The organism is Microbacterium wangyouchuni (assembly GCF_054072595.1).
This window is the reverse complement of the sequence record NZ_JBSVRM010000012.1, coordinates 12934-38724: the sequence shown is the minus strand read 5'-3', so window position 1 is coordinate 38724 and position 25791 is coordinate 12934. Positions and strand designations below refer to the sequence as shown.

24 protein-coding genes are annotated in these 25791 nt (G+C 65.8%); 19 read left to right on the top strand and 5 right to left on the bottom strand.

Features of this window, described 5'->3' with window-relative positions:
• The first annotated feature begins 367 nt into the window (after positions 1-367).
• The 16 genes from ACW5CM_RS15955 to ACW5CM_RS15880 all read left to right on the top strand — a co-directional run bounded on the left by ACW5CM_RS15955 (position 368) and on the right by ACW5CM_RS15880 (position 13644).
• Complete coding sequence (locus tag ACW5CM_RS15955; protein WP_457125600.1) at positions 368-1180, top strand: hypothetical protein; 813 nt, start codon at positions 368-370, stop codon at positions 1178-1180.
• A 221-nt stretch (positions 1181-1401) separates the two neighbouring features.
• Positions 1402-2067, top strand: a complete 666-nt coding sequence (locus tag ACW5CM_RS15950) for a DsbA family protein (RefSeq protein ID WP_438255834.1) — start codon at positions 1402-1404, stop codon at positions 2065-2067.
• 217 nt (positions 2068-2284) lie between these two features.
• On the top strand, positions 2285-2506 hold the full coding sequence (gene infA / locus ACW5CM_RS15945; protein WP_017201569.1) for a translation initiation factor IF-1: 222 nt from the start codon (positions 2285-2287) through the stop codon (positions 2504-2506).
• An 82-nt stretch (positions 2507-2588) separates the two neighbouring features.
• Positions 2589-2705 carry a 50S ribosomal protein L36 gene (gene rpmJ, locus ACW5CM_RS15940; protein WP_005050492.1) on the top strand — a complete coding sequence of 39 codons (117 nt, stop codon included), beginning with the start codon at positions 2589-2591 and terminating at the stop codon, positions 2703-2705.
• 141 nt (positions 2706-2846) lie between these two features.
• Positions 2847-3221 carry a 30S ribosomal protein S13 gene (rpsM, locus tag ACW5CM_RS15935; RefSeq protein WP_438255835.1) on the top strand — a complete coding sequence of 125 codons (375 nt, stop codon included), beginning with the start codon at positions 2847-2849 and terminating at the stop codon, positions 3219-3221.
• A gap of 29 nt (positions 3222-3250) precedes the next feature.
• On the top strand, positions 3251-3649 hold the full coding sequence (gene rpsK / locus ACW5CM_RS15930; protein WP_438255836.1) for a 30S ribosomal protein S11: 399 nt from the start codon (positions 3251-3253) through the stop codon (positions 3647-3649).
• Between the two features lie 145 nt (positions 3650-3794).
• Entirely contained in the window at positions 3795-4784 is a 990-nt protein-coding gene (locus ACW5CM_RS15925) for a DNA-directed RNA polymerase subunit alpha (protein WP_438255837.1), read from the top strand.
• A gap of 34 nt (positions 4785-4818) precedes the next feature.
• Positions 4819-5508 (top strand): 50S ribosomal protein L17, sunset domain variant, encoded by a 690-nt coding sequence (gene rplQ, locus ACW5CM_RS15920; RefSeq protein ID WP_438255838.1) that lies wholly within the window; start codon positions 4819-4821, stop codon positions 5506-5508.
• Positions 5509-5813: 305 nt separating this feature from the next.
• Positions 5814-7166, top strand: a complete 1353-nt coding sequence (locus ACW5CM_RS15915; RefSeq protein ID WP_438255839.1) for an MFS transporter — start codon at positions 5814-5816, stop codon at positions 7164-7166.
• A gap of 26 nt (positions 7167-7192) precedes the next feature.
• The gene (locus ACW5CM_RS15910) at positions 7193-8809 is read left to right on the top strand and encodes an arylsulfatase (protein ID WP_457125599.1); all 1617 of its coding nucleotides are present in this window, start codon (positions 7193-7195) and stop codon (positions 8807-8809) included.
• A 27-nt stretch (positions 8810-8836) separates the two neighbouring features.
• The gene (locus tag ACW5CM_RS15905; RefSeq protein WP_438255841.1) at positions 8837-9607 is read left to right on the top strand and encodes an IclR family transcriptional regulator; all 771 of its coding nucleotides are present in this window, start codon (positions 8837-8839) and stop codon (positions 9605-9607) included.
• Entirely contained in the window at positions 9604-10401 is a 798-nt protein-coding gene (locus ACW5CM_RS15900; protein WP_457125598.1) for a sulfite exporter TauE/SafE family protein, read from the top strand. The genes ACW5CM_RS15905 and ACW5CM_RS15900 overlap by 4 nt, the downstream gene beginning before the upstream one ends.
• Positions 10402-10859: 458 nt before the next feature.
• On the top strand, positions 10860-11318 hold the full coding sequence (locus ACW5CM_RS15895) for an FAS1-like dehydratase domain-containing protein (RefSeq protein WP_439256356.1): 459 nt from the start codon (positions 10860-10862) through the stop codon (positions 11316-11318).
• Complete coding sequence (locus ACW5CM_RS15890; protein ID WP_457125597.1) at positions 11315-11722, top strand: MaoC/PaaZ C-terminal domain-containing protein; 408 nt, start codon at positions 11315-11317, stop codon at positions 11720-11722. Before ACW5CM_RS15895 ends, ACW5CM_RS15890 begins: the two co-directional genes overlap by 4 nt.
• Positions 11719-12849, top strand: coding sequence for a UDP-N-acetylmuramate dehydrogenase (locus ACW5CM_RS15885; protein ID WP_457125596.1), 1131 nt, complete (start codon positions 11719-11721; stop codon positions 12847-12849). Before ACW5CM_RS15890 ends, ACW5CM_RS15885 begins: the two co-directional genes overlap by 4 nt.
• A 393-nt stretch (positions 12850-13242) precedes the next feature.
• Positions 13243-13644 (top strand): VOC family protein, encoded by a 402-nt coding sequence (locus tag ACW5CM_RS15880; protein WP_457125595.1) that lies wholly within the window; start codon positions 13243-13245, stop codon positions 13642-13644.
• A gap of 271 nt (positions 13645-13915) precedes the next feature.
• On the opposite strand, the gene ACW5CM_RS15875 is transcribed toward ACW5CM_RS15880, so the two are convergent.
• Together ACW5CM_RS15875 and ACW5CM_RS15870 are read right to left on the bottom strand one after the other, a co-directional pair.
• Positions 13916-15115, bottom strand: coding sequence for a pyridoxal phosphate-dependent aminotransferase (locus tag ACW5CM_RS15875; protein ID WP_457125594.1), 1200 nt, complete (start codon positions 15113-15115; stop codon positions 13916-13918).
• A gap of 119 nt (positions 15116-15234) precedes the next feature.
• Positions 15235-15813 (bottom strand): hypothetical protein, encoded by a 579-nt coding sequence (locus tag ACW5CM_RS15870; protein WP_457125593.1) that lies wholly within the window; start codon positions 15811-15813, stop codon positions 15235-15237.
• A 126-nt stretch (positions 15814-15939) separates the two neighbouring features.
• Here ACW5CM_RS15870 and ACW5CM_RS15865 point away from each other — a divergent pair, with 126 nt between their 5' ends.
• Entirely contained in the window at positions 15940-17658 is a 1719-nt protein-coding gene (locus ACW5CM_RS15865) for an acyl-CoA dehydrogenase family protein (RefSeq protein WP_457125592.1), read from the top strand.
• Between the two features lie 120 nt (positions 17659-17778).
• Here ACW5CM_RS15865 and aceB read toward each other — a convergent pair whose 3' ends face one another.
• Both aceB and aceA read right to left on the bottom strand, forming a co-directional pair.
• Positions 17779-19434: a malate synthase A gene (aceB, locus tag ACW5CM_RS15860; protein WP_457125591.1), complete on the bottom strand. Its 1656-nt coding sequence runs from the start codon at positions 19432-19434 to the stop codon at positions 17779-17781.
• A 146-nt stretch (positions 19435-19580) separates the two neighbouring features.
• Positions 19581-20897, bottom strand: a complete 1317-nt coding sequence (gene aceA / locus ACW5CM_RS15855; protein ID WP_457125590.1) for an isocitrate lyase — start codon at positions 20895-20897, stop codon at positions 19581-19583.
• A 126-nt stretch (positions 20898-21023) separates the two neighbouring features.
• On the opposite strand from aceA, the gene ACW5CM_RS15850 reads away from it, so the two are divergent.
• Positions 21024-22493, top strand: a complete 1470-nt coding sequence (locus ACW5CM_RS15850; RefSeq protein ID WP_457125589.1) for a helix-turn-helix domain-containing protein — start codon at positions 21024-21026, stop codon at positions 22491-22493.
• A gap of 128 nt (positions 22494-22621) precedes the next feature.
• Here the strand turns inward: ACW5CM_RS15850 and ACW5CM_RS15845 are convergent, their stop codons facing one another.
• Positions 22622-24193 carry a PucR family transcriptional regulator gene (locus ACW5CM_RS15845; protein ID WP_457125588.1) on the bottom strand — a complete coding sequence of 524 codons (1572 nt, stop codon included), beginning with the start codon at positions 24191-24193 and terminating at the stop codon, positions 22622-22624.
• A 103-nt stretch (positions 24194-24296) separates the two neighbouring features.
• Between ACW5CM_RS15845 and gabT the strand changes: the two genes are divergently transcribed.
• A complete protein-coding gene (gene gabT / locus ACW5CM_RS15840; protein ID WP_457125587.1) occupies positions 24297-25652 on the top strand; it encodes a 4-aminobutyrate--2-oxoglutarate transaminase in 1356 nt (451 codons plus the stop codon).
• Positions 25653-25791: the final 139 nt, after the last annotated feature.

Here is a 25791-nt window from a genome sequence, read left to right as displayed (position 1 = left end):
ACCACCAAATCAGCAAGAAGCGTTACCGATGTCCTGAGACACAACCGTCACCAATGTCCTGAGACTTCACAGCACCTGTTTCATGCGGCAAACCATTTCTCGTGGCGTGACGACTTGTTCTCCACAATTCGCCGACCGAGCTGAAGCTGGGGATAGCGCCGTGTGAGAGCGGCGGTTCGGGCACGATGAGCGGATGCCATTGACACTGCTCGACCGCGCGTGTGCGGTCTCCCCGCTTCCGCTGTGCACGACCGAGGATGCTCGGCGGCTCGGCATCCGGCTGAATTCGGCCTAGCTGCGCGTGCGTAAGGGGATATATGTCGACCGCGCCGCGTATGAGAAGCTTCCGGCGCGCAAGAGGTACGCCGTGCGCGTGTATGCCTTCCTGCGGAAGAACCCGGATGCTGTGCTCTGCCTCGAGTCGGCGGCTGTCATCTGGGGCCTGCCGCAGTTCAACGAGCCCAAAGACATCCACGTCTTCGACCCTGATCGCACCGCGTCGTGGCGGTACGGAGATGTCTGCGTGCACACCAGTCGTGATCCCCGTGAGATCGAACAGGTGAACGAGGTCTCCGTGACCAGCCTGCTCGATACCGTCTGCGACCTCGTTCGTGTCGTTTCGCCGGCCCAGGCGCTCGCAATCACGGATGCTTCGATCTCGCCGGTGCAGGGCGGATTGCTCAGCCTCAGCGAACTTCGGGAGCGGGCCAGCGGACAGCAGAATCAGCGTGGGCGGGCACGAATGCAAGCGGCGTGGGAACTGGCTGATCCGTTGGCGGAGTCACCGGCTGAAAGCTTGAGCCGAGCGGTCATCCTCTGGAGCGGGTTCGAGGTGCCAGTGCTGCAGCGCGAGTTCTTCTATGAGGGCGAGCTCGATCGGGTGGACTTCTTTTTCAAGTCGGTCCGCGGTATCGGCGAGTCTGACGGCTGGGGCAAATACAACCTAGAAGATGCTGCGGAAGCGGCGAACAAGCTCAAGGACGAGAAGCGCCGTGAGGATCGGCTTCGCCGGCACCAGCATCCATTCGCTCGATGGGAAATGCGCGACATCTGGAAGGTGAATCCGCTCTGCCAGGCGTTGGCGTCGATCGGTGTGCCGATCGTCCGGCCGCGGCAAGACGCAATGCTGGTCACGCTCAAGCACAATCCGCGGGCGAAGCCGTGGAATCGCCGCGCCTGATCTCGCCTGCGCTGCGCGCGAGAAATGGCTAACTGCATGAGACAGGTGTTGGCACTACGTTTCTCATGCAGAAGGGCGTTTCTCGCGGGGGGAATGGCCCGGGGCACGGGCGAGCAGGCGGCGCGCAGGGGAGCGCACTCACTGCGGGGGCATAGGGTTTTGGGGAAAGATAAAAGGGTATGGGCGCTCGGCGCCACCCTCCTTCTACTGATCGGAACGTCATGGCTGCTGCCGCCAAGAGCAACACCAACTGGTTCGCCGTCGGAATCTCCATTGCCGTCGTCGTCGTCCTCGTCGGGCTCGGTGCCCTCGTCGTCTTCCTGAACAACCAGGCCGGTGCACCCGGGGTCGCGCCGCAGAGCACGATCATCGACGAGGACAGCGGTGCGATCGTCGTCGGTGAAGGCGACACCGAGGTCGATACATTCGTCGACTTCATGTGCCCCGCGTGCAACTCGTTCGAGCAGAGCTACGGCGCGCAGCTCCAGCAGGCTGCCGTGGACGGCGACATCACCCTTCGCCTCCACCCGGTCGCGATCCTCAACCACCAGTCGCAGGGAACGGACTACTCCTCGCGCGCAGGTGGGGCTGTCTACTGTGTTGCAGCCGAGGCGCCCGACTCGACGCTGGACTTCTTCGACCTGCTCTTCGCCAACCAGCCGCAGGGCGGTACGGCGGGCCTCAGCGACGACGAAATGAGCGCGCTCGCTGAGCAGGTAGGCGCGGGGTCCGCTGCCGATTGCATCGCCGACGGCACCTACATGAAGTTCGTCGAAGACCAGACCAACGCACACGACATTGCGAGCACGCCGACCGTGATGATCGATAACGAGCTCGTCAATCTTCAGGCGGGCGGCCAGGAGCAGCTCAACGAACTGCTCGGCTGATCCAACCTGCTCCACAAAGCGGGTCGCTCCTTCGGGAGCGGCCCGCTTTCTTGCTGATGACCAGGCCGGCGGCGGCTCAAGTTGCCGGATGCGCCTGTGGCGGATAAGATGGAGCGTTGGTGCCTTGCGCCCGGTTTTCGGCGTGTCCGTCCGGTTGAGGCATCACATTCATCCATCCAACGCAGATCGACCGGTCTGCAGAAGCGTCAGCGAGGCTATGGCTAAGAAAGACGGTGTCATCGAGATCGAGGGCGTCATTTCCGAGGCGCTGCCCAATGCGATGTTCCGCGTTGAGCTCAGCAACGGACATAAGGTCCTTGCAACGATCTCTGGAAAAATGCGGCAGAACTACATCCGCATCATCCCCGAAGACCGCGTGGTCGTGGAGCTCAGCCCCTACGACTTGACTCGCGGCCGTATCGTCTACCGCTACCGCTGATCGGTCGAGAAGTAACGGTTGTCCTGCCCCTCGACAGGCTCGGGGAGCGAGACAGCACGAAGACAGCGAACAAGGAAACAATATGAAGGTCAACCCCAGCGTCAAGCCCATCTGCGATCACTGCAAGGTGATCCGCCGCCACGGCCGCGTCATGGTTATCTGCAAGAGCAACCCGCGCCACAAACAGCGCCAGGGCTGAGCACTCTTCAGAACACAACTGAATAAACACAGGCAGGATCAAGACGCTTCCCAGGCTTAACGGCCGAAAGAAGCTGACACCTCGGGAAAGAGGCCCGGGTCCATATTCTGCCCCACACCTCTACTCACTCAGGAGAACCGCATGGCACGTCTTGCCGGCGTTGACATCCCGCGCGATAAGCGCGTGGTGATCGCCCTTACCTACATCTACGGCATCGGCCGTACCCGCGCCGTTGAGATCCTCAAGGCGACCGAGATCGATGAGTCGATCCGCGTCAAGGACCTCTCGGACGAGCAGCTCATCGCGCTGCGCGACCACATCGAAGGCACCTACAAGGTGGAGGGTGACCTGCGCCGCGAGGTTGCAGCAGACATCCGCCGCAAGGTCGAGATCGGCTCCTACGAGGGCATCCGCCACCGTCGTGGTCTGCCTGTTCGTGGACAGCGCACCAAGACCAACGCCCGTACCCGCAAGGGCCCGAAGCGCACCGTCGCCGGCAAGAAGAAGAGCCGCTAAGCGCGGCCAGGGACTAGGAGAAGACTTTCATGGCTGCACCTAAGGCCGCCGCGCGCAAGCCGCGCCGCAAGGAAAAGAAGAACGTCGCGCTGGGCCAGGCCCACATCAAGTCGACGTTCAACAACACGATCGTCTCGATCACCGACCCGTCCGGCGCTGTCATCAGCTGGGCATCCTCCGGTGGCGTGGGCTTCAAGGGCTCGCGCAAGTCGACCCCGTACGCCGCTGGTATGGCTGCCGAGTCGGCAGCCCGCCAGGCTCAGGAGCACGGTGTCAAGAAGGTTGACGTCTTCGTCAAGGGTCCGGGTTCGGGCCGCGAGACCGCGATCCGCTCGCTGACGGCCGCTGGCCTCGAGGTGGGTTCGATTCAGGACGTCACGCCTCAGGCACACAACGGATGCCGTCCGCCTAAGCGTCGCCGCGTTTGATCCGGTAAAGTCGCTCGCCCTCCGGGGTGAGCGACTTTCCGCCCGTCCTTCGACAAAGTTCAGGAACCGGGCACTGACTTTCAACAACTCAAAACCTCACCCACCACATGTCATATAGCGGGCATGTGATCGAAAGGAACACAGAGTGCTTATTGCACAGCGTCCCACACTGACCGAGGATAAAATCTCCGAGGATCGCAGCCGGTTCGTTATCGAACCGCTTGAGCCTGGCTTTGGTTACACCGTTGGCAACGCGCTGCGTCGTAGCCTGCTCTCGTCGATTCCCGGCGCCGCTGTCACCAGCATCCGGATCGATGGCGTGCTGCACGAGTTCAGCACGATCCCCGGTGTCAAGGAAGATGTCACTGAGATCATCCTGAACATCAAGCAGCTCGTCGTTTCGAGCGAGCGCGACGAGCCCATCACCGCTTACCTGCGTAAGACCGGTGCTGGCGAAGTTACCGCCGCTGACATCTCGGCTCCGGCCGGTGTCGAGGTGCACAACTCCGACCTCGTCATTGCAACGCTCAACGAGACGGCGAAGTTCGAGCTTGAACTCACCATCGAGCGTGGCCGTGGCTACGTGTCGTCGACCCAGAACCGTAACGAGTACGCCGAGGCCGGACAGGTTCCGATCGACTCGATCTACTCGCCGGTTCTCAAGGTCAGCTACCGGGTCGAGGCAACTCGTGCCGGTGAGCGCACCGACTTCGACAAGCTGATCCTGGACGTCGAGACCAAGTCCTCGATGCTCCCGCGTGACGCTGTTGCTTCGGCAGCGAAGACCCTGATCGAGCTGTTCGGCCTCGCTCGCGAGCTGAACGTCGAGGCTGAGGGCATCGAGATCGGCCCAGCGCCTGTGGAGCCTGTGCTCTCCAGCGAGCTGTCCATGCCGATCGAGGACCTCGACCTTTCGGTCCGCTCCTACAACTGCCTCAAGCGTGAGGGCATCAACACGGTGTCTGAGCTTGTCGCACTGTCGGAGACGCAGCTCATGAACATCCGCAACTTCGGCCAGAAGTCGGTCGACGAGGTGCGCGACAAGCTCATCTCGCTCGGTCTGTCGCTCAAGGATTCGGTGCCCGGTTTTGACGGCGCCCACTTCTACAGCGCAGGCGAAGACGAGTCCTTCTGACCTTCCCAAAATTCTGACCAGGAGTTAGATCAATATGCCTAAGCCCAGTAAGGGACCCCGCCTCGGAGGCGGCCCCGCTCACGAGCGTCTGCTGCTTGCCAACCTTGCCGCAGCGCTGTTCACCCACAAGTCGATCAAGACGACAGAGACCAAGGCCAAGCGCCTGCGTCCCTACGCTGAGCGACTGATCACCTTCGCTAAGCGTGGCGACCTGCACGCGCGTCGTCGCGTTGCCAGCGTCATCGGTGACAAGAGCGTCGTGCACACTCTGTTCACCGAGATCGCACCGCTGGTCGCCGAGCGTGAGGGTGGCTACACCCGCATCACGAAGGTCGGCTTCCGCAAGGGTGACAACGCGCCTATGGCCGTGATCGAGCTCGTTCTCGAGCCCGTCACCCCGAAGGTGAAGAAGTCCACCAAGGCTGCTGCCCCGAAGGCCGAGAAGGCCCCCAAGGCTGCTGACGCCGGCGCCGAGTCGCAGGAGGAGGGCGCAGCTGCTGAGGCTGTTGCCGCCGCTGCACTCGTCGAGGGCGACTTCGGTGCAGACTCCGCCGCTCCGAACGAGGACGGCACCGCACCTGAGGGCTTCGACATCAAGGGCAACAAGGACTCGATGAAGTTCCACCGCCCCGAGGGCCAGTGGTACGACCAGACCGTCGCTGAGGTCTGGTTCCGCACCGCTGAAGCCGCTGAAGCCGCAGGCTTCGCCGAGGCCGGCAAGTAATACCAGCACGAACAGTCGAAACCCGTCACCCCTGGGGTGGCGGGTTTCGTCGTTTTCGGCGGCTTCGCGCGTGAAGCACGGCCTGGGCAGGCCCGGTGCAGGCCCGGTGCAGGCCCGGTGCGGGCCTGGCGCGGAGCCGGAGCAGGCCCGGCGCTGGCCCGGAGCCGACTCGACTTGACGGCGGCTGTGTTCACCTCGTAAAGTCGTGCTGGTCCCAATATGGGACACTGTCCCATAGCACGGGACGCGCGACGCATGAGTCGCGACCACAAACCAACGACGGCATCGACTTCAGGAGTCCGACGATGAACTCACGCCCCACCCGTACCAAGAATCCTCAACGAAACACTGTGCTCGCCAGTGTGTTCGGGTCGGTGATCGAGTGGTACGACTTCTTCCTGTACGCGACGATGGCCGCGCTCGTCTTCAATAGCGAGTTCTTCCCCGAGTTCGACCCGCTGATGGGCACGCTCGTGGCGTTCGGAACGTTCGCGGCCGGTTTCGTCACCCGCCCGATCGGTGGGCTCATCTTCGGACACTACGGCGACCGCATTGGCCGCAAGAAGATCCTTGTGATCACGATGCTCATCATGGGCATCTCGACCTTCCTGATGGGATGCCTGCCGACCTACGAGCAGATCGGCGTCGCAGCCCCGATCCTGCTGCTCATCCTGCGGATGCTGCAGGGCATCGGCCTGGGTGGCGAGTGGGGTGGCGCGGCCATCCTCACCTTCGAGCACGCCCCGCGCGGCAAGCGCGGCCTCTTCTCATCGTGGCCGCAGACCGGCGTTCCCCTGGGCCTGCTGCTGTCCACACTCGCGGTCAACCTCGTCTCGATCCCCGGCGATGAAGCGCTGTTGGAGTGGACCTGGCGGATCCCGTTCCTGGCCAGCATCCTTCTCGTCGTCGTCGGACTCGTCGTGCGCCTCCAGGTGAGCGAGCCCAAGGCGTTCACCGCCATGGTCAAGACCGGCGACGTCGTCAAGGCCCCGGTGTTCGAGGTCATCCGCCACTACCCGAAGCAGATCCTCGTCGGCATCGGCGCTCGCTTCAGCGAGAGCATCACCTTCAACGTCTACAACGCCTTCATCCTGACCTACACGACAACAGTCCTCGGGCTCTCCAGCACCTATGCCCTCAACGGACTGCTGATCTCCAGTGTGATCGGATTCGTCGTCATTCCGTTCGCGGGGAAGCTCTCCGACCGGTACGGACGCCGCCCGGTCTTCGCCGCCGGTGCAGGTATCGCCCTGGTCACCGCGTTCCCGGTCTTCGCCCTCATCGATACCGGTGTGGAGCAGCTGATTTGGATTGCAATCATGCTCGGCTGGGCGCTCGGCGCGTGCACGATGTTCGGTGCGGAAGCAGCCTTCTTCGCAGAGCTGTTCCCGGCTCGTGTCCGTTACACGGGAATGTCGCTGGTCTACCAACTGGGCGTTCTTCCCTCCGGTGCGATCGCTCCGATCATCGCGATCTGGCTGGTGTCGATCTCCGGATCGTCGTGGCCGGTCGCCGTCTACATCATGGTCGCCGCCGCCATCGCACTGATCTCGCTGTACTTCGCGAAAGAGACTGCGCACGATGACATCGACGTCGATCTCCACGCCAAAGCGGCCCAGCAGGAGAGCGAAGCCGCCGCCGTCCAGCCGGTTCGCTGACGACACCCCGACACCGAAAGACACTCATGACTGAGAAGACCAACACGCCACCCAACGTCGTCCTCATCCTCGTCGACGACATGGGATTCTCCGATATCGGATGCTTCGGGGGAGAGGTGCTCACCCCGAACATCGATGCTCTCGCAGCCGGTGGCGCATCGCTCACGCAGTTCTACAACACCGCCCGGTGCAGCCCATCGCGCGCCTCGTTGCTGACGGGGTTGCACCCCCACCAGACCGGTATCGGCATCCTCAACTACGACGATGCCCCGGAAGGCTACGCGGGAAATCTCAACCGTGATTGCGTCACGATCGCCGAGGCTCTGAAGCCCGCGGGCTACCGCAGCTACGTCTCCGGCAAGTGGCACATGGCCGGCGATATTCACAACCCGACGGATGCCTGGCCCACGCGGCGCGGATTCGATGAGTTCTTCGGAACGCTCGAGGGTGCCGGAAGCTTCTTCCAGCCGCGCACGCTGACCCGCAACGAGCAGAACGTCGAGGCGGAGACCGAAGCGGAGGACTTCTACTACACGGATGCCATCAGCGATAACGCTGTGGAATTCATGAAGAAGCACGAAGCTGAGCACGGCGAAGACCCGTTCTTCATGTATGTCGCCTACACTGCACCGCACTGGCCGCTGCACGCGCTGGAAGAAGACATCGCCAAATATGCCGGCCGTTTCGACGCCGGATGGGACGAGCTGCGCGCCGAGCGGCTGGCTCGCCTGGTGGCATCCGGAATCATCGACGAGCAGTGGAAGCTCACCGAGCGCGATGCGCGCATCCCCGCCTGGGACGACGTCTCGGACAAGGAGTGGGAGGCCATGCGCATGGCGGTGTACGCCGCGCAGATCGACCGGATGGACCAGGGTGTCGGACGCGTCGTCGACGAACTGCGACGCCAGGGCACGTTCGACAACACGATCATCCTCTTCCTCTCCGACAACGGTGGATGCGCCGAGGAGATGCCGCTGGAGACCGCGAAGGAATTCGTCACCACGTACGTCTCCTTCGACGCCATAACCCGTGACGGTCGCGAAGTCCGGCCAGGCAACGATGCGAGCATCATCCCCGGTGGTGAAGACACGTACGCGACCTATGGACGCGCGTGGGCGAACCTCTCGAACACACCGTTCCGCGAGTACAAGCACTGGATTCATGAGGGCGGGATCTCCACGCCGCTGATCGTCAGCTGGCCCGACCAGCTGCCCAGTGGCGTCATCCGCAACCAGCCCCACCAGCTGCCGGATGTCATGGCCACGGTGTTGGAAGCAGCCGGCACCGAGTATCCGGAAACGTATCCCGACCGCACCCCGCTGCCCCTCGAAGGTGTGAGCATGCTCGACACCCTCCGCGAGGACGCCGCCGATGATGCGCGACTGCTGTACTGGGAGCACGAGGGCAACTGCGGTGTGCGCCGGGGCCAGTGGAAGCTCGTCAAGAAGTACGCGCAGCAGTGGGAACTGTACGACATGGTGCGCGATCGCACCGAGCTGCACGACGTTGCCGCGTCGCATCCGGCGATCGTCGCGGAGCTGTCGGCAGCCTACGACGTCTGGGCATCGCGCTGCGGGGTCATCCCGCGCGAGCGCGTGCTGGCACTGTATGAGTCCCGCGGCAGCGGACTGCCGTCGGAGTGATGTGCGCAGCCGCGATAGTCTGACGTGATGGAAGGAACCTCGGACAACGCCGTATCGAAGGCGATCCAGATTCTTTCCGCACTCCGAACGCACACCGATGGGGCAAGCGCTCGCGAGCTTGCCCCGTCGACGGGCTTCGCCCGAAGCACGGTGCAGCGGATCCTCGCGACTCTGGCTGCCAGCGGCATGGTGATCCAGGATGCTTCGACCCAGCGGTACCGGATCGGTCCGCAGGCGCTCGTGATCGGCCTCGGATACAACGGTGGCAACGTGCTCGTTAATGAGTCGCGCCCCTACATGTTCGCGCTCCGTGACGAGACCCACGAGACGGTGGGGCTGTCGGTCGCCGTGGGCAACGCCCGAGTCTTCCTCGAGGAAGTGCAGAGCAACGCCGAGATCCGCTTCGCCTCGGAGATGGGCCGGCTGTACCCGCTGTGGTCCGGTGCCAACGGACGCATTCTCATGAGCGGAATGTCGGATGCTGAAATCGATCGGGTGCTGGCCGACCATGAGCATGACGCCTCACTGTTCGACTCCCTGACGCCGGATGAGATCCGAGAGCGCATCATCGACATGCGCGAGCGTGGGTTCGCGGTGGCATCCAATGAGACGATCGCGAATGTGAGTTCCGTGGCAGTCGGCGTTCGCGACGGGTCGGGACAGATCTGCGCAGCTCTGTCGATCTCCGGGCCCGCCGACCGCTTCACCGCAGACAAGATGAATGACGCCGCCGGGCGGTTGCAGGAAGCTGCCGCAGCCATCGCCAAACGACTGGGCGCAGGACGAGGGATGAATTGACCGAGACACCCGCAGCAAGAATCCGCGGTCCGCGGGCGTACATCACCTTCGTCATCATCGGGCTCGTCGCCGGCCTCCTGTCCGGTCTGTTCGGTGTCGGCGGCGGAACAATCATCGTTCCGCTGCTCGTGCTCACGCTGCCGTTCGATCAGCGCCTGGCAGCGGGCACGTCTCTCGCCGCGATCGTGCCGACTGCGAGCGTCGGGGTCATCTCGTACGCGGCATCCGGATCGGTCGCCTGGATTCCCGCACTGATCCTCGCCGGAGGCGCCGTCATCGGCGCCCAGATCGGCACCCGGCTGCTGCCGCGGATCTCGCAGACCGCGCTGCGCTGGGGCTTCGTCGGGTTCCTGCTCCTCGTGATCGTGAGCCTGTTCCTCGTCGTGCCATCGCGTACCGCCGTGTTCGAACTCGGCTGGATCAATGGCGTGGGCCTGGCCGCAGTCGGCGTCTGCACCGGTGTCATCGCCGGACTCATCGGCGTCGGCGGCGGCGTGATCATCGTGCCGGTGCTGATGCTGGTTTTCGGCACCAGTGACCTCGAAGCCAAGGGCACGAGCCTGATGATGATGATTCCGACCGCGATCTCGGGGACCATCGGCAACCTTCGCCACCGCAACGTCGATCTGCTCGCCGCCGGAATCATCGGGCTCTCCGCCTGCACTATGACAGCCCTCGGCGCGTGGCTCGCGACCCTGCTCGACCCCTTCGCCGGCAACATGCTCTTTGTCGGATACATTGCAGCCATCGCCGTGCAGATGACCATCAAGGCCATTCGCGGGCGCCGACGCTGAGGCGGGGCTGGGCTGGGCTGGGCTGGGCTGGGGCTGGGGCTGGGGCTGGGGCGCGTTCGCAGCCTCGGGAGGATGCCGCGCGTTCGGGAGGAGTTCGCGCGTTTGGGCGGAGGAATCCAGCACGATTGGCCGCCCGAGGCTGCGTTTTCCGCTGAAGCGTGCGGCGCATTAACCGGACGCGACGCTGAGGCTGGCCGCAGCCTCGGGAGGAGATCGCGCGTTTGGGCGGAGGATTCCAGCACGATTGGCCGCCCAAGGCTGCGTTTTCCGCCGAAGCGTGCGTACGCAACGGATGCCGCGCGTTTGGGAGCAGATCGCGCGTTCGGGAGGAGTTCGCGCGTATGGGCGGAGGCTTCCAGCACAGATGGCCTCCCAAGGCTGCGTTTTCCGCCGAAGCGTGCGGCGCATCGAACGGACGCCGCGCTGAGGCCGAGGCATCCACTCGGTAGACTCGATGGGTGTCTGTGAACTCCGAACTGGTCGGCCGGGAATTCCCGCCGACACCGCCGTACCTGGTCGGCCGTGAGAAGGTACGCGAGTTTTCTCGCGCCGTCTTCGCCGACGCCCCGCTGCACACCGACGTCGAGGCCGCACGCGCTCTCGGCTACGCGGATGTCGTGGCGCCGCCCACCTTCGCGATGGTCATCCAAGACCTCACGCTGCAGCAGCTGCTCGCCGAACCAGACTCCGGAATCGTGCTGGCCCGCACCATCCACGCCGAGCAGCGCTTCGCCTACACGCGGCCCATCGTCGCGGGCGACGAGCTCACCGGGCGGCTGAAGGTCACCGGCATCCGAATGATGGCAGGAAACGCGATGATCACCAGTGAAGCCGCGATCACGGATGCCGGCGGCGACCTCGTCGTCACTGCGACGAGCGTGCTGCTGGTCGGCTCGGACGAGGAGGACGCCGCATGAATCTCTCTTCTCTCTCTGTCGGTGATGTGATCGCTGAGCGCACCGTGCACCTGACTCGTGAGTCGCTGGTGCGCTATGCCGGAGCATCCGGAGACTTCAACCCCATCCACTACCGCGACGATGTTGCGGAATCCGTGGGCCTGCCCGGCGTGCTCGCGCACGGCATGCTCACGATGGGACTCGCCTCATCTGTCGTCGTCGCAGCTCTCGGTGATGTCGCGAAGATCACCGACTACGGCGTGCGCTTCACACGCCCGGTCGTCGTCGATCCCACCGACGGCGCGGACGTATCCGTGCTCGCCAAGATCGGCGCCGTGGATGCCGAGACCGCACGCATCGACCTCACCGTGAAAGCCGCCGACACCACCGTGCTGGTCAAAGCGCAGCTGCGCGTCGCGCTATGACGACGCCGATCCCGCTCTCGGAGCTGACAACCCTGCGCACCGGCGCCGCCCCCGAGCGGATGCTGGATGCCACCACAACCGCGTCGCTGATCGAGGCGCTGCGTGAAGTGTGGGCGCGGCACGAGGAGTGGTTCGTGCTCGGCGGCGGATCGAACCTGTTCGTCGGTGACGAGCCGTTCGAGGGCACCGTCATCCGTGTGCTGACCACGGGGATCTCGTTGATCCCGTCGCCCCATCCGGGGCGTATGCGCGTGCGCGTGCAGGCCGGACACAACTGGGACGACCTGGTCGCCTACACGGTCGAGCAGGGGCTCGCCGGTATCGAGGCGATGAGCGGGATTCCCGGGACGGTCGGTGCTGCGCCGGTGCAGAACGTCGGGGCGTACGGGCAGGAGATTCAGGAGACGCTGGTCGAAGTCGAGCTCATCGACGAATCGACCGGTGAGGTGTCGACGGTTCCGGCCTCGGAGCTCGGACTCGGTTTCCGCACCTCGGTGCTCAAACACCACTACGACAGCGTGCCGCTGCGGCATGCGGTCATCCTCTCGGTGACGCTTGATTTGGCGGAGGTCGGCGCGGCCGGACGTGTCGTTCGCGGCGAACAGTTGCGTCGAGCGCTCGGACTCACCGGCGAAGAGGCTGTTCCGCTGGCGTGGGTGCGCTCGGAGATTCTGCGCATCCGGGCAGCGAAGGGAATGCTGCTCGACGATGCGGATGCTGACACCAGCAGTGCCGGTTCGTTTTTCCAGAACCTGATCGTGTCGGAGACCGTGGCGAACCAGCTGCCGCCGGAGTGCCCGCGGTGGCCGGTCGCCCCAGACCTGGATACGGTCACGGTCATTCCGCTGGAGGCCTACGACGGCCAGGTGCCTGCGGCGCCCGCTGTGCGCAGCGAGGTCAAGGTCAGTGCCGGCTGGCTGATCGAGAACTCTGGAATTTCCAAGGGGTTCAGGCTGCCGCGCTCACGTGCCGGGATCTCGACCAAGCATGCGCTGGCGTTGACCAACCGCGGCGGTGCGACGGCGGGGGAGCTGGCGGAGCTTGCCCGGTACATCCAGGCCCGCGTGCATTCGGAGTTCGGGCTGCTGCTGCAGCCGGAACCGGTGCTCATCGGCGTGGAGCTGTAGCGGTTGGACCTCCGGGCTGTTGCCCGTTCCGGGCTGTTGCCCGTTCCGGGCTGTTGCCCGTTCCGGGCTGTTGCCCGTTCCCTCTCATTTCCCCCGCGCATAACTCCTGAGAACTGGTGGCTGCGGCCGGGAATCTGGCTGGTTCCGGGGTGTTTCGTGCCATTGTTCAGGAGTTGTGCACGGTGGCGGCGGGTAGCAGAGCCGGCGGCTGGGCAGTCCGCGCCGAGGCGTTGCCCGCTCCGGTTCGCGCATAACTCCTGAGAACTAGTGGCTGCGGCCGTGATTCTGGCCGGTTCCGGGGTGTTTCGCGCCATTATTCAGGAGTTGTGCGCGGTGGCGGCGGGCGGCGGAGCCGTGGCTGGGCAGTCCGCGGCGGGGGAGTACGCTCGCAGGATGACTGGACTTGTGCCGTACCTGTTCTTCCCCGGCAACGCGGCCGAGGCGCTCGGCTTCTACCAAAGTGTGTTCGGCGGCAAGCTCGTGCTCTACACCTACGCAGACGCGCAGCGCACGGACGGCCCGGCAGATGCAATCGGCCACGGCATGCTGCAGGGCACCGTTGAACTGTTTGCCGCGGATGCTGCCGGAGACGAGGACGCCGTGCACATCGTCGGCGCGAGCTTCTCGCTGCTCGGCACTGCTGAGCCCGAGGTACTGCACGACTGGTTCACGAAGCTGTCGGATGGCGGCACCACAATCGATCCGCTGCAGCAGCGCCCCTGGGGCGACTTCGACGGCCAGGTCACTGACCGCTACGGCATCCGTTGGCTGATCGGGTACCAGGTCACCGCCTGAATCGCGCTGCCGCTGCCGCTGCCGCTGCCGCTGCCGCTGCCGCTGCCGCCGCTGCTGCCGCCGCCGCGCCGCCGCTGCTGCCGCCGCCGCCGCTGCTGCCGCTGCTGCCGCCGCCGCCGCGCTGCCGCTGCCGCTGCCGCCGCCGCCGCTCCGCGACTCGCCGCCGCAACGTGAGTCGTGGGTTTCCCCGCGAATCACCACTTCCCCAGTGGTGACTCGTGCAGAAAGTGGTGACTCATTCGCGAGGTGGTGAGTCGCTGCACGAGCAGCGCTAGGCGAACATGCGCTGCAGGCGCTGCATCCCCTCAAGGAGCTGCTCATCGCCCAGCGCGTACGACAGGCGCAGGTAGCCGGAGGGGCCGAAGGCCTCGCCCGGCACCACGGCCACTTCGGCCTGCTCGAGGATCAGGTCGGCCAGCTCCAGCGACGTGGTCGGGGTGACGCCGCCCCAGGTGCGGCCGAGCAGTCCCTGCACATCCGGATACACGTAGAACGCGCCGAGCGGGTTCGGCACACGCACGCCATCGATCTTCGACAGTTCGGACACGATCAGGCGGCGGCGGCGATCAAACGCCTCGCGGAACTGCTCCGACTCCGTCTGCGGGCCCGTCAGAGCGGCGATCGCCCCGTGCTGCGCGACGTTATTCACGTTGCTGGTCAGGTGCGACTGCAGGTTACCGGCGACCTTCATCGCATCGGTCGGGCCCACCATCCAGCCCACCCGCCAACCGGTCATCGCATAGGTCTTCGCGACGCCGTTGACCAGGATCGTCTGGCCGGCGACATCCGGCACCGCCTCCACAATCGAGGTGGCCTTCACTCCTTCGTAGGTGAGGTTCTGGTAGATCTCATCCGAGATGACCCAGATGCCGTGCTCAACCGCCCACTCGCCGATCGCGCGGGTCTCCTCGAGCGTGTACACAGCGCCGGTCGGGTTCGACGGCGACACGAACACCAGCGCGGTGGTGCGCTCGGTGCGTGCAGCCTCGAGCTGCTCGACGGTCACCTTGTAGTCCTGGTCGGCCCCGGCGAAAACCGACACCGGGATGCCGTCAGCCAGAGCGATCGCCTCGGGATAGGTGGTCCAGTACGGAGCCGGCAGCAGCACCTCATCGCCCGGATTCACCACGGTCTGGAACGCCTGGTACACCGCCTGCTTGCCACCGTTGGTGACGATGACCTGGCTCGGCGCGACCTCAAGACCCGAGTCCCGCAGCGTCTTGGCGGCAATCGCCTCGCGCAGCGCCGGGAGGCCGCCCGCCGGCGTGTACCGGTAGTTCGCCGGGTTCGCGAGGGCAGTGGCTGCAGCATCCACGATGAACTGCGGGGTGTTGAAATCGGGCTCGCCCGCGGCATACGAGATGACGGGCTTGCCCGCAGCCTTGAGGGCCTTGGCCTTCGCATCGACCTTCAGGGTCGCCGATTCGGCAATGGCGGACAGCTTGCGGGAGAGGGGGGCGCGTTCAGTCACGCCTCAAATGCTACTCGGCCGCGTCGCAGTCCGGAACTGGAGGATGCCGCGCGGGCATCGTCCGTGACGAAACGCCGACGCGCGGTAGTCGGAAGGCCGCCATGCCCTAGACGCGCCCGTCACTGAAACGCGGGCACGAACGGCCACGGAAACAGGCCTTCGCCGGCGAGAAGGATGGCCGCCGCCGTGAACGAGACCGCCGTGATCGCCGCCCAGACGAGCTGCGGAGCCGGGCTCGGTGTGCGGATGCTGAGACCGAGGCCGAGCAGGAACATCGCCGCGAACAGCCACCAACCGAACACGAACGCGAACCACGGCACCGTCAGCAGAAGGAACGCTTCGGGCGGCGCGGCCCACGACAGCAGAACAGGCAGCGTCAGCGCGGCGAGAGTCAGAAGCGAGTGGACACCGGCTATCGCGAGCAGGGCGAGAGCGACAGCTCCGCGGATCGCGCCGCGCGGGGCGGATCGGCGTTTGCTCCGCTCCGCCGTGTGGGCACGTGCGAGCGCGGGTGGGAGTTCGCGATCGGCGGCACCGGTGGTGGCATTGGCGGCATTGGCGGCATTGGCGACATCGGCCGCATCGGCTGCACCAGCGGCGCCGCCGACATCGCCGGCATCGCCGGCACCGGCTGCATCGCCAGCAGCAGCGGCATCAGGTTCGGGGCCGGAGGAATCGCGGCGGGGAGGATCGTCCATGCGCAGCAGGTTATCGAGAGCGCGGGCGTCGGATCGGAGTTATCCACAGGTGACGGTGACACCCTCTAGCCGTGAAACTCGGTCTCAGATAGAGTGAGCCTGAGTGTCTATCAATTGGAGCTGACGATGACTGCTGCCTACATCCCGCCCGTCGCGGACTATGCCTTCCTCTACAGCGAGGCCTTCGGCCGTGACATCGTCGCCGCGGCCTCCGAAGGCGCACTCAGTGCCGAGGACGCCGTCGAGATCATCGCGGGCGCCGGCGAGTTCGCTGCCGAAGTACTCGCACCTCTGGACCGCACCGGCGACCAGGTCGGCGCACAACTCGTCGACGGTCAGGTGCGGCTGCCTGAAGGCTTCGCCGCCGCATACCAGGCACTGGTCGAGGCCGGATGGGTGGGCGCCACCGCTCCGGAATCCGCCGGTGGTGACGGACTCCCCGGCTCAGTTGCTGCCGGACTCGGCGAGATCTGGAACGCCTCCAACGCGGCCTTCGCGCTGTGCTGGATGCTGGGAGCCGGTGCCATCCATGCGCTCGATGCCGCAGCATCCGAAGAACTGCGTGAGACCTACCTGACCAAACTCGTCAGCGGCGAGTGGACCGGCACCATGAACCTCACCGAGCCGGAGGCGGGCACCGATCTCGGCGCGATCCGCACGATGGCGACCCCGCGCGAAGACGGCACCTGGTCGATCAGCGGGCAGAAGATCTTCATCACGTGGGGCGACCACGACATCGCCGACAACATCGTGCACCTTGTTCTCGCGCGCACGCCGGATGCCCCGGACGGAGCCCGCGGACTCTCACTGTTCGTCGCACCGCGCCTCATGGTCGAACCGGACGGTTCACTGGGGGAGCGCAACCGCATCGAGACGGTCGCGATCGAGCACAAACTTGGCATCCACGCGAGCCCTACCTGCGTGCTCTCCTACGAAGAGGCCACCGGCTATCTCGTCGGCGAGCTGCACGGGGGCCTGGCCGGAATGTTCGTCATGATGAACTCCGCCCGCGTCGGCATGGGCCACCAGGCGACCGGCATCGCCGATCGCTCATACCAGGGCGCCGCTGAATATGCCGCGGGACGCATGCAGGGGCGCGTGCTCGATCGTCCCGCGGGGACGCCGATCGCCGAGCATCCGGATGTCCGGCGCATCCTGCACTCCATGTCGAGCCAGGTGTTCGCGATGCGGGCGCTGTCGGTGTTCGTCGGCGACCTGTTCGATCGGGCGGATGCCGACGCCGACGTGCTGCGGATGGCCGAGCTGTTCGTGCCCATCCTCAAGGGGTGGGCGAGCGAAGAGGCGCTGCGGGTGACGAGTGATGGCATCCAGGTGTACGGCGGGATGGGATTCATCGAAGAAACCGGCGCCGCCCAGCACTACCGTGACGCCCGTATCGTGCCGATCTACGAGGGCACCACCGCGATCCAGGCGAACGACCTCATCGGACGCAAGGTGCTGCGCGATCAGGGCGCGACCGTTGCGGCGCTGTTCGAGCAGATGGAGGAGACCGTGACGGCGCTGCGCACGGGTGATTCGGGCGTCGGAACGCGGACGGCCGACCGGCTCGAGCGGGCAGTTGTGGCTGCGCGTCAGGCGACGGAGGCTGTGCTGGGCTTCGCGGATGCGCCGCGCGATGCGTATGCGGCGAGTGTCCCGTATCTGATGCTGCTCGGCACGCTCGCCGGTGGCTGGATGCACGCGCTCGCCGTGGTCGCCGTGGCCGGGCACGCGGCTGTGGAGGAATCGGATGCTGCGCGCCTCACCGATGCGGACTTCTACGGTGCCCACCACCTGGTGCGCGTGCACGCGCTCGCCGAGACGGTGGCCGCCGGCGAAGTCTGAGCCGAGCGCACGAGCCAAACGCACGAGCCGAGCGCACGAGCCGAACGCGCGAGAAAGGTCCTGCTGCACGAAACATGTGCTGGCAGGACCTTTCTCATGCAATTGGGCCTGTTTCGCGGCTCAGCCCTCTTCGACCAGGAACCTCGAGTACGCCGACAGCGTCAGGAACGCGGGGAACTCCGTCCCCAGCGACACCTCGCGGAACACCTCCGCAGCATCCTCGAAGCGATCGGACTCGGAGCGCGGAACCTCCGCCAGGACCTCGGCGATCAGCCCCTCGACGTACTCGGGCGTGATGCGGGTGCCGTTCTCCGTCGTGCGGTCCTGGTGGATCCACTGCCACACCTGCGAGCGCGAGATCTCTGCGGTCGCGGCATCCTCCATCAGATTGTCGATCGCCACGGCGCCGAGCCCACGAATCCACGCCTCGATGTATCGGATGCCGACCGAGACATTGTCGCGCACGCCCTGAGCGGTGATCGGACGCCCGATCTGCAGGTTCAGCAGATCCTCGGCGGTCACGTGAACATCGTCGCGCTGCCGGTCGACCTGATTCGCACGATCGCCCAGCACGGCATCGAACTCCGCCTGCGCGGTCGGAATCAGATCGGGGTGCGCCACCCACGTGCCGTCGAAGCCATCGTTCGCCTCACGCTTCTTGTCTGCGGCAACCTTCTCCAGCGCGATCGCGGTGACCTCGGGGTCTCGACGGCTCGGGATCGAAGCGCTCATGCCGCCGATCGCGAAGGCGCCGCGCCGGTGGCAGGTCTTCACCAGCAGCTCGGTGTACGCACGCATGAACGGCACTGTCATCGTGACCTCGCTGCGATCGGGCAGCACGAAGCGTGCGCCGCGGCCGCGGTAGTTCTTGATGATCGAGAAGATGTAGTCCCAGCGTCCGGCGTTCAGGCCTGCGCAGTGATCGCGCAGCTCGTACAAGATCTCGTCCATCTCGAACGCTGCAGGCAGTGTCTCGATCAGCACGGTCGCGCGGATCGTGCCGTGCGGGATGCCGACGTACTCCTCCGCGAACGTGAAGACGTCGTCCCAGAGCCGGGCCTCTTCGCTGGATTCGAGCTTGGCGATGTAGAAGTACGGGCCGCGGCCCGAGGAAATCAGTGCCTTCGCATTGTGCAGGAAGTAGAGACCGAAATCGGTCAGAGATCCGGATGCTGCCATGCTGCGGCCGGTGCGATCGATGAAGTTCAGGTGCTTCTCGGTCAGGTGCCAGCCGCGCGGACGCATCACGATCGTCGGCGTCTGCTCGGCGGTGACCTCGTAGCGCTTGCCTTCGGGCGAGGTGAAGGAGAGCTCACCGCGGATCGCATCGCGCAGCGACAGCTGCCCGCCGATGACGTTCTGCCAGGTGGGGCTCGTAGCATCCTCCTGGTCGGCGAGCCAGACCCGTGCGCTGGAGTTCAACGCATTGATGGTCATCTTCGGGTCCGTCGGGCCGGTGATCTCCACGCGGCGGTCTTCCAGGCCGGGGCCAGCACCGGCGACCTGCCACGCAGCGTCCTCGCGGATGTGGCGGGTGTCGTCACGGAACCGCGGGTCGTGGCCGTTGCCGATCTCGAAGCGGCGGCGCATGCGGTCGGCGAGCCGGTCGTGGCGGCGAGCTGCGAAGCGGTGGTGCAGCTCGGTGAGGAAGGCGAGCGCCTCGGGAGTGAGGATCTCGTCGAACCGGTCGTACAGCGGGCCCGTGACCTCCAGGGTCGGGCCCTGCTTGATCGTCTGCGTGGGAGCGGTGGTCGGGGGAGCGGTGGGAGTGGTCATGATCGGAATCCTTTTCGTGGAGTGCGTCTCAGAAGATGCGGGTGTGCCAGGCGTGGGGCGGCACTTTCTGTAACGCGGAGATGGGGATGTCTCAGAAGATGCGGGTGCGGGCGGTGGTGACCCGCATCTTCTGAGACATGAGCGGGTTAGTGGAACTGCGCGGCTTCGGTTGAGCCGGCGAGAGCGAGTGTCGCGCTGTCGGGGTTGAGCGCTGTGGAGATGACGTCGAAGTAGCCGGTACCCGCTTCGCGCTGGTGCTTGGTGGCGGTGTAGCCGTGTGCTTCGGCGGCGAATTCTGCTTCCTGCAGCTCGACGTATGCGCTCATGGCGCGGTCCGCGTAGCCGCGGGCGAGCTCGAACATCGAGTGGTTCACGGCGTGGAAGCCAGCCAGGGTGATGAACTGGAACTTGTAGCCCAGGTCAGCCAGTTCCTGCTGGAACGTCGCGATCTGCGCGTCGGACAGGTGGCTCTTCCAGTTGAAGCTCGGCGAGCAGTTGTACGCCAGTAGCTTGCCGGGGAACTCTGCGTGGATCGCCGCGGCGAACTCGCGGGCCAGCTCGATGTCGGGTTCACCCGTCTCCACCCAGATGAGGTCGGCGTACGGAGCGAAGGCCAGACCGCGGCTGATGACCGAATCGAGACCCGCGCGAACCCGGTAGAACCCCTCGGGGGTGCGCTCGCCGGTGGTGAATTCCTGGTCGCGTTCGTCGACGTCGCTGGTGAGGAGGTCTGCGGCGAGAGCATCCGTTCGAGCGATGATGACGGTCGGGACGCCGGCGACGTCGGCCGCCAGACGTGCCGCATTCAGCGTGCGAATGTGCTGCTGGGTCGGCACGAGCACCTTGCCGCCGAGGTGGCCGCACTTCTTCTCGCTGGCGAGCTGGTCTTCCCAGTGGATGCCGGCGGCGCCGGCCTGGATCAGCGAGGATGCCAGTTCGTAGGCGTTCAACGGACCGCCGAAGCCGGCCTCAGCATCGGCGACGATCGGTGCCAGCCAGTCCTGGGTGATGGTGCCCTCGGCGTGCTCGAGCTGGTCCTGACGCAGCAGCGCATTGTTGATGCGGCGCACGACGGCGGGAACGGAGTTCGCCGGGTACAGCGACTGGTCCGGGTAGGTCTGACCGGCGAGGTTGCCGTCAGCGGCGACCTGCCAGCCGGAGAGGTAGATGGCCTTGAGCCCTGCGCGAACCTGCTGAACGGCCTGGCCGCCGGTGTAGGCGCCGAGCGCTCGGACGTAGTCCTCGGTATTGATGAGGTTCCAGAGGTTCTCGGCGCCGCGGTGGGCGAGCGTGGAGGATTCGCGGACGGAACCGCGGATGCGGACGACATCCTCTGCCGTGTAGGTGCGCTCGATGCCATCCCAGCGGGGATCGGTGTCCCAGATCTCCTGCAGCTCGGCGGCGGTCTGCGTCTGGTCTCCGGCACGAAGGGGCGGCTGTCCTGGAGTTGCGTGGATGGTCATTCTGTCTCCCTGAGTCGACGTTGATCGGTGGCTTGGCATCCACTCTGAGTGAACTTCACACGCTCGACCGACCAATTGCGTAGAGAAGAATCTCGAAATTTCTGCTTTCGTGACAGAATCGGCCCCATGACCGCTTCTCCGGGCTCAGCATCCGCTCTCACCGAGGACGACACCGACGCGCTCACGATCGGGCGTCGCATCCGGCAACTGCGCACTGCCCGCGCGATGACGCTGGAGGATCTGGCATCCGCCGTCGACAGGGCGCCGAGCCAGTTGTCGATGATCGAGACCGGCAAACGCGAGCCGAAGCTCACGCTGCTGCAGGCCATCGCGCGGGCGCTCGGAGTCGGAATCGACGCGCTGCTCGAGGGCGAGCCGCTAGACGAGCGCAGCGCGGTCGAGATCGCGCTGGAGCGCGCGATGAAGGGGCAGACGTTCCGCGCACTCGGCATCGAGCCCTTCCGCATCGGCAAGACCGTGCCGACGGATGCCCTGAAAGCCCTGCTCGCGCTGCACGGTGAAATCGACCGGCTGAAGGACGAGCGTGCGGCGACTCCCGAAGAAGCGCGCCGCGCGAACGTGGAACTGCGCCACCTCATGCGCAGCCAGAACAACTACTTCGCAGACCTCGAGGCCACGGCGGGTGAGATTCTTGCAGCGGTGCGCCACCCCGGAGGTCCGCTCACTCAGCGCACAGCATCCGAGATCGCGGCGTATCTGGGCTTCACCCTGCACTACGCGCCGGACCTGCCGCAGACCACGCGCAGTGTTGCTGACCTCGCTAACGGGCGGCTTTATCTGTCCAGCCGGGTGCCCGCGAAGGGTGATGCGCGCACCGCCGTGCTGCAGGCGCTGTCATCGCGGATGCTGGGACACGCCGAGCCGCGAAGCTATGCCGAGTTCCTGCGCCAGCGGGTGGAGACGAACTACCTCACCGGCGCGTTGCTCATGCCCGAAGCGCATGTCGCGCCGGCGTTGAAGGATGCCAAGCAGCGCCGAGCCATCTCGATCGAAGACCTCCGGGATGCGTACTCGGTCTCCTACGAAACGGCAGCGCATCGCTTCACGAACCTCGCCACTGAGCACCTCGACATTTCGGTGCACTTCCTCAAGGTGCACGAGTCGGGCACGATCACGAAGGCGTATGAGAACGACGACGTGAACTTCCCCACCGACCGGCTTGGGGCCATCGAGGGGCAGATGTGCTGCCGCCGCTGGACCAGCCGCGTCGTCTTCGACGAGGATGACCGGTTCAACCCGTACTACCAGTACACCGATACCGGGAACGGCACCTACTGGTGCACGGCCCGTGTCGAGGCATCCAGTGAGGGGCTGCACTCGGTCAGCGTCGGCGTGCGCTTCGACGACACCCGCTGGTTCGTCGGACGCGACACCACCAACCGGGGCGTGTCGAATCACTCCGTCGAGGCCTGCTGCCGCCGCGCGCCCGCCGACCTGGAGGAGCGCTGGCGCGAGCACTCCTGGCCGAACGTGAAGACTCCGCGCACGCTGCTCGCGACGCTGCCGACCGGTGCGTTTCCCGGGGTGGACACGACGGATGTGTACGAGTTCTTGGAGGCGCACGCGCCGCGGTAGGGCGTTGGTGTTGGGTGCGGCGCGTTGCCCGCCGCGAGAAATGGTTTGCAGCATGAGACAGGGGTTGTGAAGGCCTGTTTCATGCAGGAAAGCATTTCTCGCGGCTACACCGACCCGCCCGCGGCGGATCAGGCGCGGGAAGCCTGTAGCAGCGCCCACAGCTCGGCGCGCGCGGGGAAGGTGCTCAGGTCCATTTCCAGCAGCTTGGATGCCTGCGCTACGCGCGAGCGCAGCGTGTGGCGATGGATGCTGAGGGCTACGGCTGCGCCTTCGAACCGGGCGTCATGCTCCAGCCAGACGCGCAGCGACTGCTCGAGATCTGCGTCGTGACCGGCATCGCGATCGCGCAGCGGCGCGAGCCGGGACTGTGCGATCAGGCGCGCATCATCGGTGGTGAGGGCGGACAGGATGCCGGATTCCACTGCATCGGCGAAGCGGATCGCCCCGTAGCCACCGGCGGCCGCGGCGCCGCCCGCGCCACCCGCACCGGCCCCGGCACCACCCGCAGATCCACCCGCGCCGCCCGCACCCGCCCCGCGCCGCAGCGCACTGATTGCCTGCGCATGCGCACGGGAGAACTCCGCGTACGAGGCCGAATCCGACACCCCGATGCGGATGCCGAAGCGCTCGGCAGCTTCATCGAGCAGCACGGCATCCGCCTCCGGCAGACAGATCACCACGCCCTCATCCGCTGACGCGAGGAACGACCGTGACCCGCGTTCTGCGCGCCGTCGCTCCCACCACTCCTCCAGGGCTTCGGGGAGGGCATCCACCGCTACCGCCACGATGATTTGTCCGGTCGGCAGCGACGACAGCACGCGCTGAGCCAGCGTCGCGTCATCGAGCAGGAGCGAACGCAGCAGCTGCGTGTGCAAACGGCGACGTTCGCTGACGAACTGATCGTTCTGCTCGACTGCGAGTCCCGCCATGGCGATGACCGATGTCACGACGGCGCGTGCCTCGGCATCCAGCGCAGGCGCGGCGATCGCAATGACGCCGCGCAGCCCACGCCGTCGGCCGAGCGTGAACAGCTGCATCGTCTGCTCATCGACCACGATCGACCTTCCGGTCTCGGCGCCTCGGGTGAGCACCTCCGCGACCTGAGCTGCGACGACCTCTCGGGTCGCGGCGGCAATCCCGCCGGGTGGATGCTCGAAAGTGAGTGTGCCGGAGGCATCGAACATCGCCACCCAGGCGCCGAGTCGTCGGCCGAGCTCGCTGATGATCGCCGCCAGTCCGTGTCGGCGAAGAGCGGCCACCGCCAGTGCCCGCTGCGTGTCCAGCGCCCAGCTTCGCCGGGCGTATGCCTGGGCGGCGATGGCTTCGGCGTGCGCACGGGCGACGGCGATGAACGGTGTGCGGTACGGCACCTCGAACAGCGGCAGTCCTGAAGCAGTGCATGCGGCGACCAGATCGGCGGGAACCTCGGGGTGTCGGACGCCGGTGCCGAAGCCAAGCCCCACGACTCCGCGCGCGCTCAGCTGCGCGACATATACGGATGCTGTGACCGGGCCGTCTAGCTGACTCCCCGTGGTCAGTAGCGCCAGATCATCCGCCAGAAACGGCGTCGGATCGGCGAGATCAGAGGAGTGCACCCAGCGCAGCGGTCGGTCCAGCGCCTCCGGGGGCAGCGCCTCAGAGACCAGTCGCAACCCGAGGTCGCGACGGCCGAGCAGCGCGCGTAGTGATGGCTGGTCCACGGCATCCGTTCTGAGCACTCGTTATACGTACTGGCGAGTAGATAGCTCAGATTGTACAGTCCGGCGAGTGCGTGGGGCAGGGCTTCGGCCTACGCTCACGAGCATGAGCCTCATGCCAGCCACGCAGATCCCCCTCGGTGGACCCGACCTGCCACAGCAGCGCCGGCTGGTCACGGAGTTGCCCGGTCCGCGATCTGCCGAGATCCTCGCCAGAAAAGCGGATGCTGTGCCCTCCGGCGTCGGCCACACCGTCCCGGTCGCCGCGGTGGCAGCCGGGGGAGGAATCGTCGTGGACGCCGACGGCAACGCCCTCATCGACCTCGGCAGCGGCATCGCCGTGACCAGCGTTGGCAACGCGCATCCGAAGGTCGCCGCCGCGATCGCCGCCCAAGCCGCACAGTTCACGCACACCTGCTTCATGATCTCGCCGTACGAGTCGTACATCGAGGTCGCCGAGGCGCTGAACAGGCTCACCCCCGGTGCCTTCGCGAAGAAGACCGCGCTGTTCAACTCCGGCGCTGAAGCCGTTGAGAACGCGATCAAGATCGCCCGTAAATACACCGGTCGCGCGGCCGTCGCAGCCTTCGACCACAGCTATCACGGCCGCACGAACCTCACCATGGCGCTCACGGCGAAGGCGATGCCGTACAAGAGTGGTTTCGGCCCCTTCGCCCCCGAGATCTACCGTGCGCCGATGTCGTATCCGTTCCGCGACGGACTGACCGGACCGCAAGCCGCTGAGCGGGCGATCACGCAGCTTGAGAAGCAGGTCGGCGCCGACAACCTCGCCGCCGTCATCATCGAACCCATCCAGGGCGAGGGCGGATTCATCGTCCCGGCCGACGGCTTCCTGAACAGGATCCAGGACTGGTGCCGCGCGAACGGCATCGTCTTCATCGCCGACGAGGTGCAGACCGGCTTCGCCCGCACGGGCCGGATGTTCGCCAGCGAGATCTTCGGCATCGAACCCGACCTCGTCACCACCGCGAAGGGCATCGCCGCGGGCCTCCCGCTCGCCGCCGTCACCGGACGCGCCGAGATCATGGATGCCTCCCACCCGGGTGGTCTCGGCGGAACCTACGGCGGCAATCCCATCGCCTGCGCCGCGGCGCTCGCCGCCATTGACATCTTCGAGAACGACGGGGTCATCGAACGCGCACAGCAGATCGGCGCGCTGCTGAAGGATCGGCTCACCGCCGTTCAGGCGCAGGATGCCCGGATCGGAGACGTCCGCGGGCATGGCGCGATGATCGCCGTCGAGTTCGTCGATCCGCAGACCGGAGCACCGGATGCTGCGCTCACCGCCGCGGTCGCCCGGGCCTGCATCGCCCAGGGAGTGATCATCCTCACCTGCGGAACGTTCGGCAATATCATCCGTTTTCTGCCTCCGCTGTCGATCGGCGACACACTGCTGAACGAGGGCATTGACATTCTGACCGCCGCACTCGCGGCACAATAGAACCGTCGGCCGTGATTCGTATCGGGGGATTCGGATCACGGCCGATGCTTCTCCGGCATCACCGCTGATACGGAAGGGCGGCACCGTGGCTCGATTGCACGCGTCGTCTTCAGCATCGCGGACACCCCGATCCTGAAGG

Excerpts from the sequence above, each read along its gene's own strand:
- ACW5CM_RS15950 (WP_438255834.1), top strand. The coding sequence starts at position 1,402 with ATGGCTGCTGCCGCCAAGAGCAACACCAACTGGTTCGCCGTCGGAATC.
- infA (WP_017201569.1), top strand. The coding sequence starts at position 2,285 with ATGGCTAAGAAAGACGGTGTCATCGAGATCGAGGGCGTCATTTCCGAG.
- rpmJ (WP_005050492.1), top strand. The coding sequence starts at position 2,589 with ATGAAGGTCAACCCCAGCGTCAAGCCCATCTGCGATCACTGCAAGGTG.
- rpsM (WP_438255835.1), top strand. The coding sequence starts at position 2,847 with ATGGCACGTCTTGCCGGCGTTGACATCCCGCGCGATAAGCGCGTGGTG.
- rpsK (WP_438255836.1), top strand. The coding sequence starts at position 3,251 with ATGGCTGCACCTAAGGCCGCCGCGCGCAAGCCGCGCCGCAAGGAAAAG.
- rplQ (WP_438255838.1), top strand. The coding sequence starts at position 4,819 with ATGCCTAAGCCCAGTAAGGGACCCCGCCTCGGAGGCGGCCCCGCTCAC.
- ACW5CM_RS15915 (WP_438255839.1), top strand. The coding sequence starts at position 5,814 with ATGAACTCACGCCCCACCCGTACCAAGAATCCTCAACGAAACACTGTG.
- ACW5CM_RS15910 (WP_457125599.1), top strand. The coding sequence starts at position 7,193 with ATGACTGAGAAGACCAACACGCCACCCAACGTCGTCCTCATCCTCGTC.
- ACW5CM_RS15905 (WP_438255841.1), top strand. The coding sequence starts at position 8,837 with ATGGAAGGAACCTCGGACAACGCCGTATCGAAGGCGATCCAGATTCTT.
- ACW5CM_RS15890 (WP_457125597.1), top strand. The coding sequence starts at position 11,315 with ATGAATCTCTCTTCTCTCTCTGTCGGTGATGTGATCGCTGAGCGCACC.
- ACW5CM_RS15885 (WP_457125596.1), top strand. The coding sequence starts at position 11,719 with ATGACGACGCCGATCCCGCTCTCGGAGCTGACAACCCTGCGCACCGGC.
- ACW5CM_RS15880 (WP_457125595.1), top strand. The coding sequence starts at position 13,243 with ATGACTGGACTTGTGCCGTACCTGTTCTTCCCCGGCAACGCGGCCGAG.
- ACW5CM_RS15870 (WP_457125593.1), bottom strand. The coding sequence starts at position 15,813 with ATGGACGATCCTCCCCGCCGCGATTCCTCCGGCCCCGAACCTGATGCC.
- ACW5CM_RS15865 (WP_457125592.1), top strand. The coding sequence starts at position 15,940 with ATGACTGCTGCCTACATCCCGCCCGTCGCGGACTATGCCTTCCTCTAC.
- aceB (WP_457125591.1), bottom strand. The coding sequence starts at position 19,434 with ATGACCACTCCCACCGCTCCCCCGACCACCGCTCCCACGCAGACGATC.
- aceA (WP_457125590.1), bottom strand. The coding sequence starts at position 20,897 with ATGACCATCCACGCAACTCCAGGACAGCCGCCCCTTCGTGCCGGAGAC.
- ACW5CM_RS15850 (WP_457125589.1), top strand. The coding sequence starts at position 21,024 with ATGACCGCTTCTCCGGGCTCAGCATCCGCTCTCACCGAGGACGACACC.
- gabT (WP_457125587.1), top strand. The coding sequence starts at position 24,297 with ATGAGCCTCATGCCAGCCACGCAGATCCCCCTCGGTGGACCCGACCTG.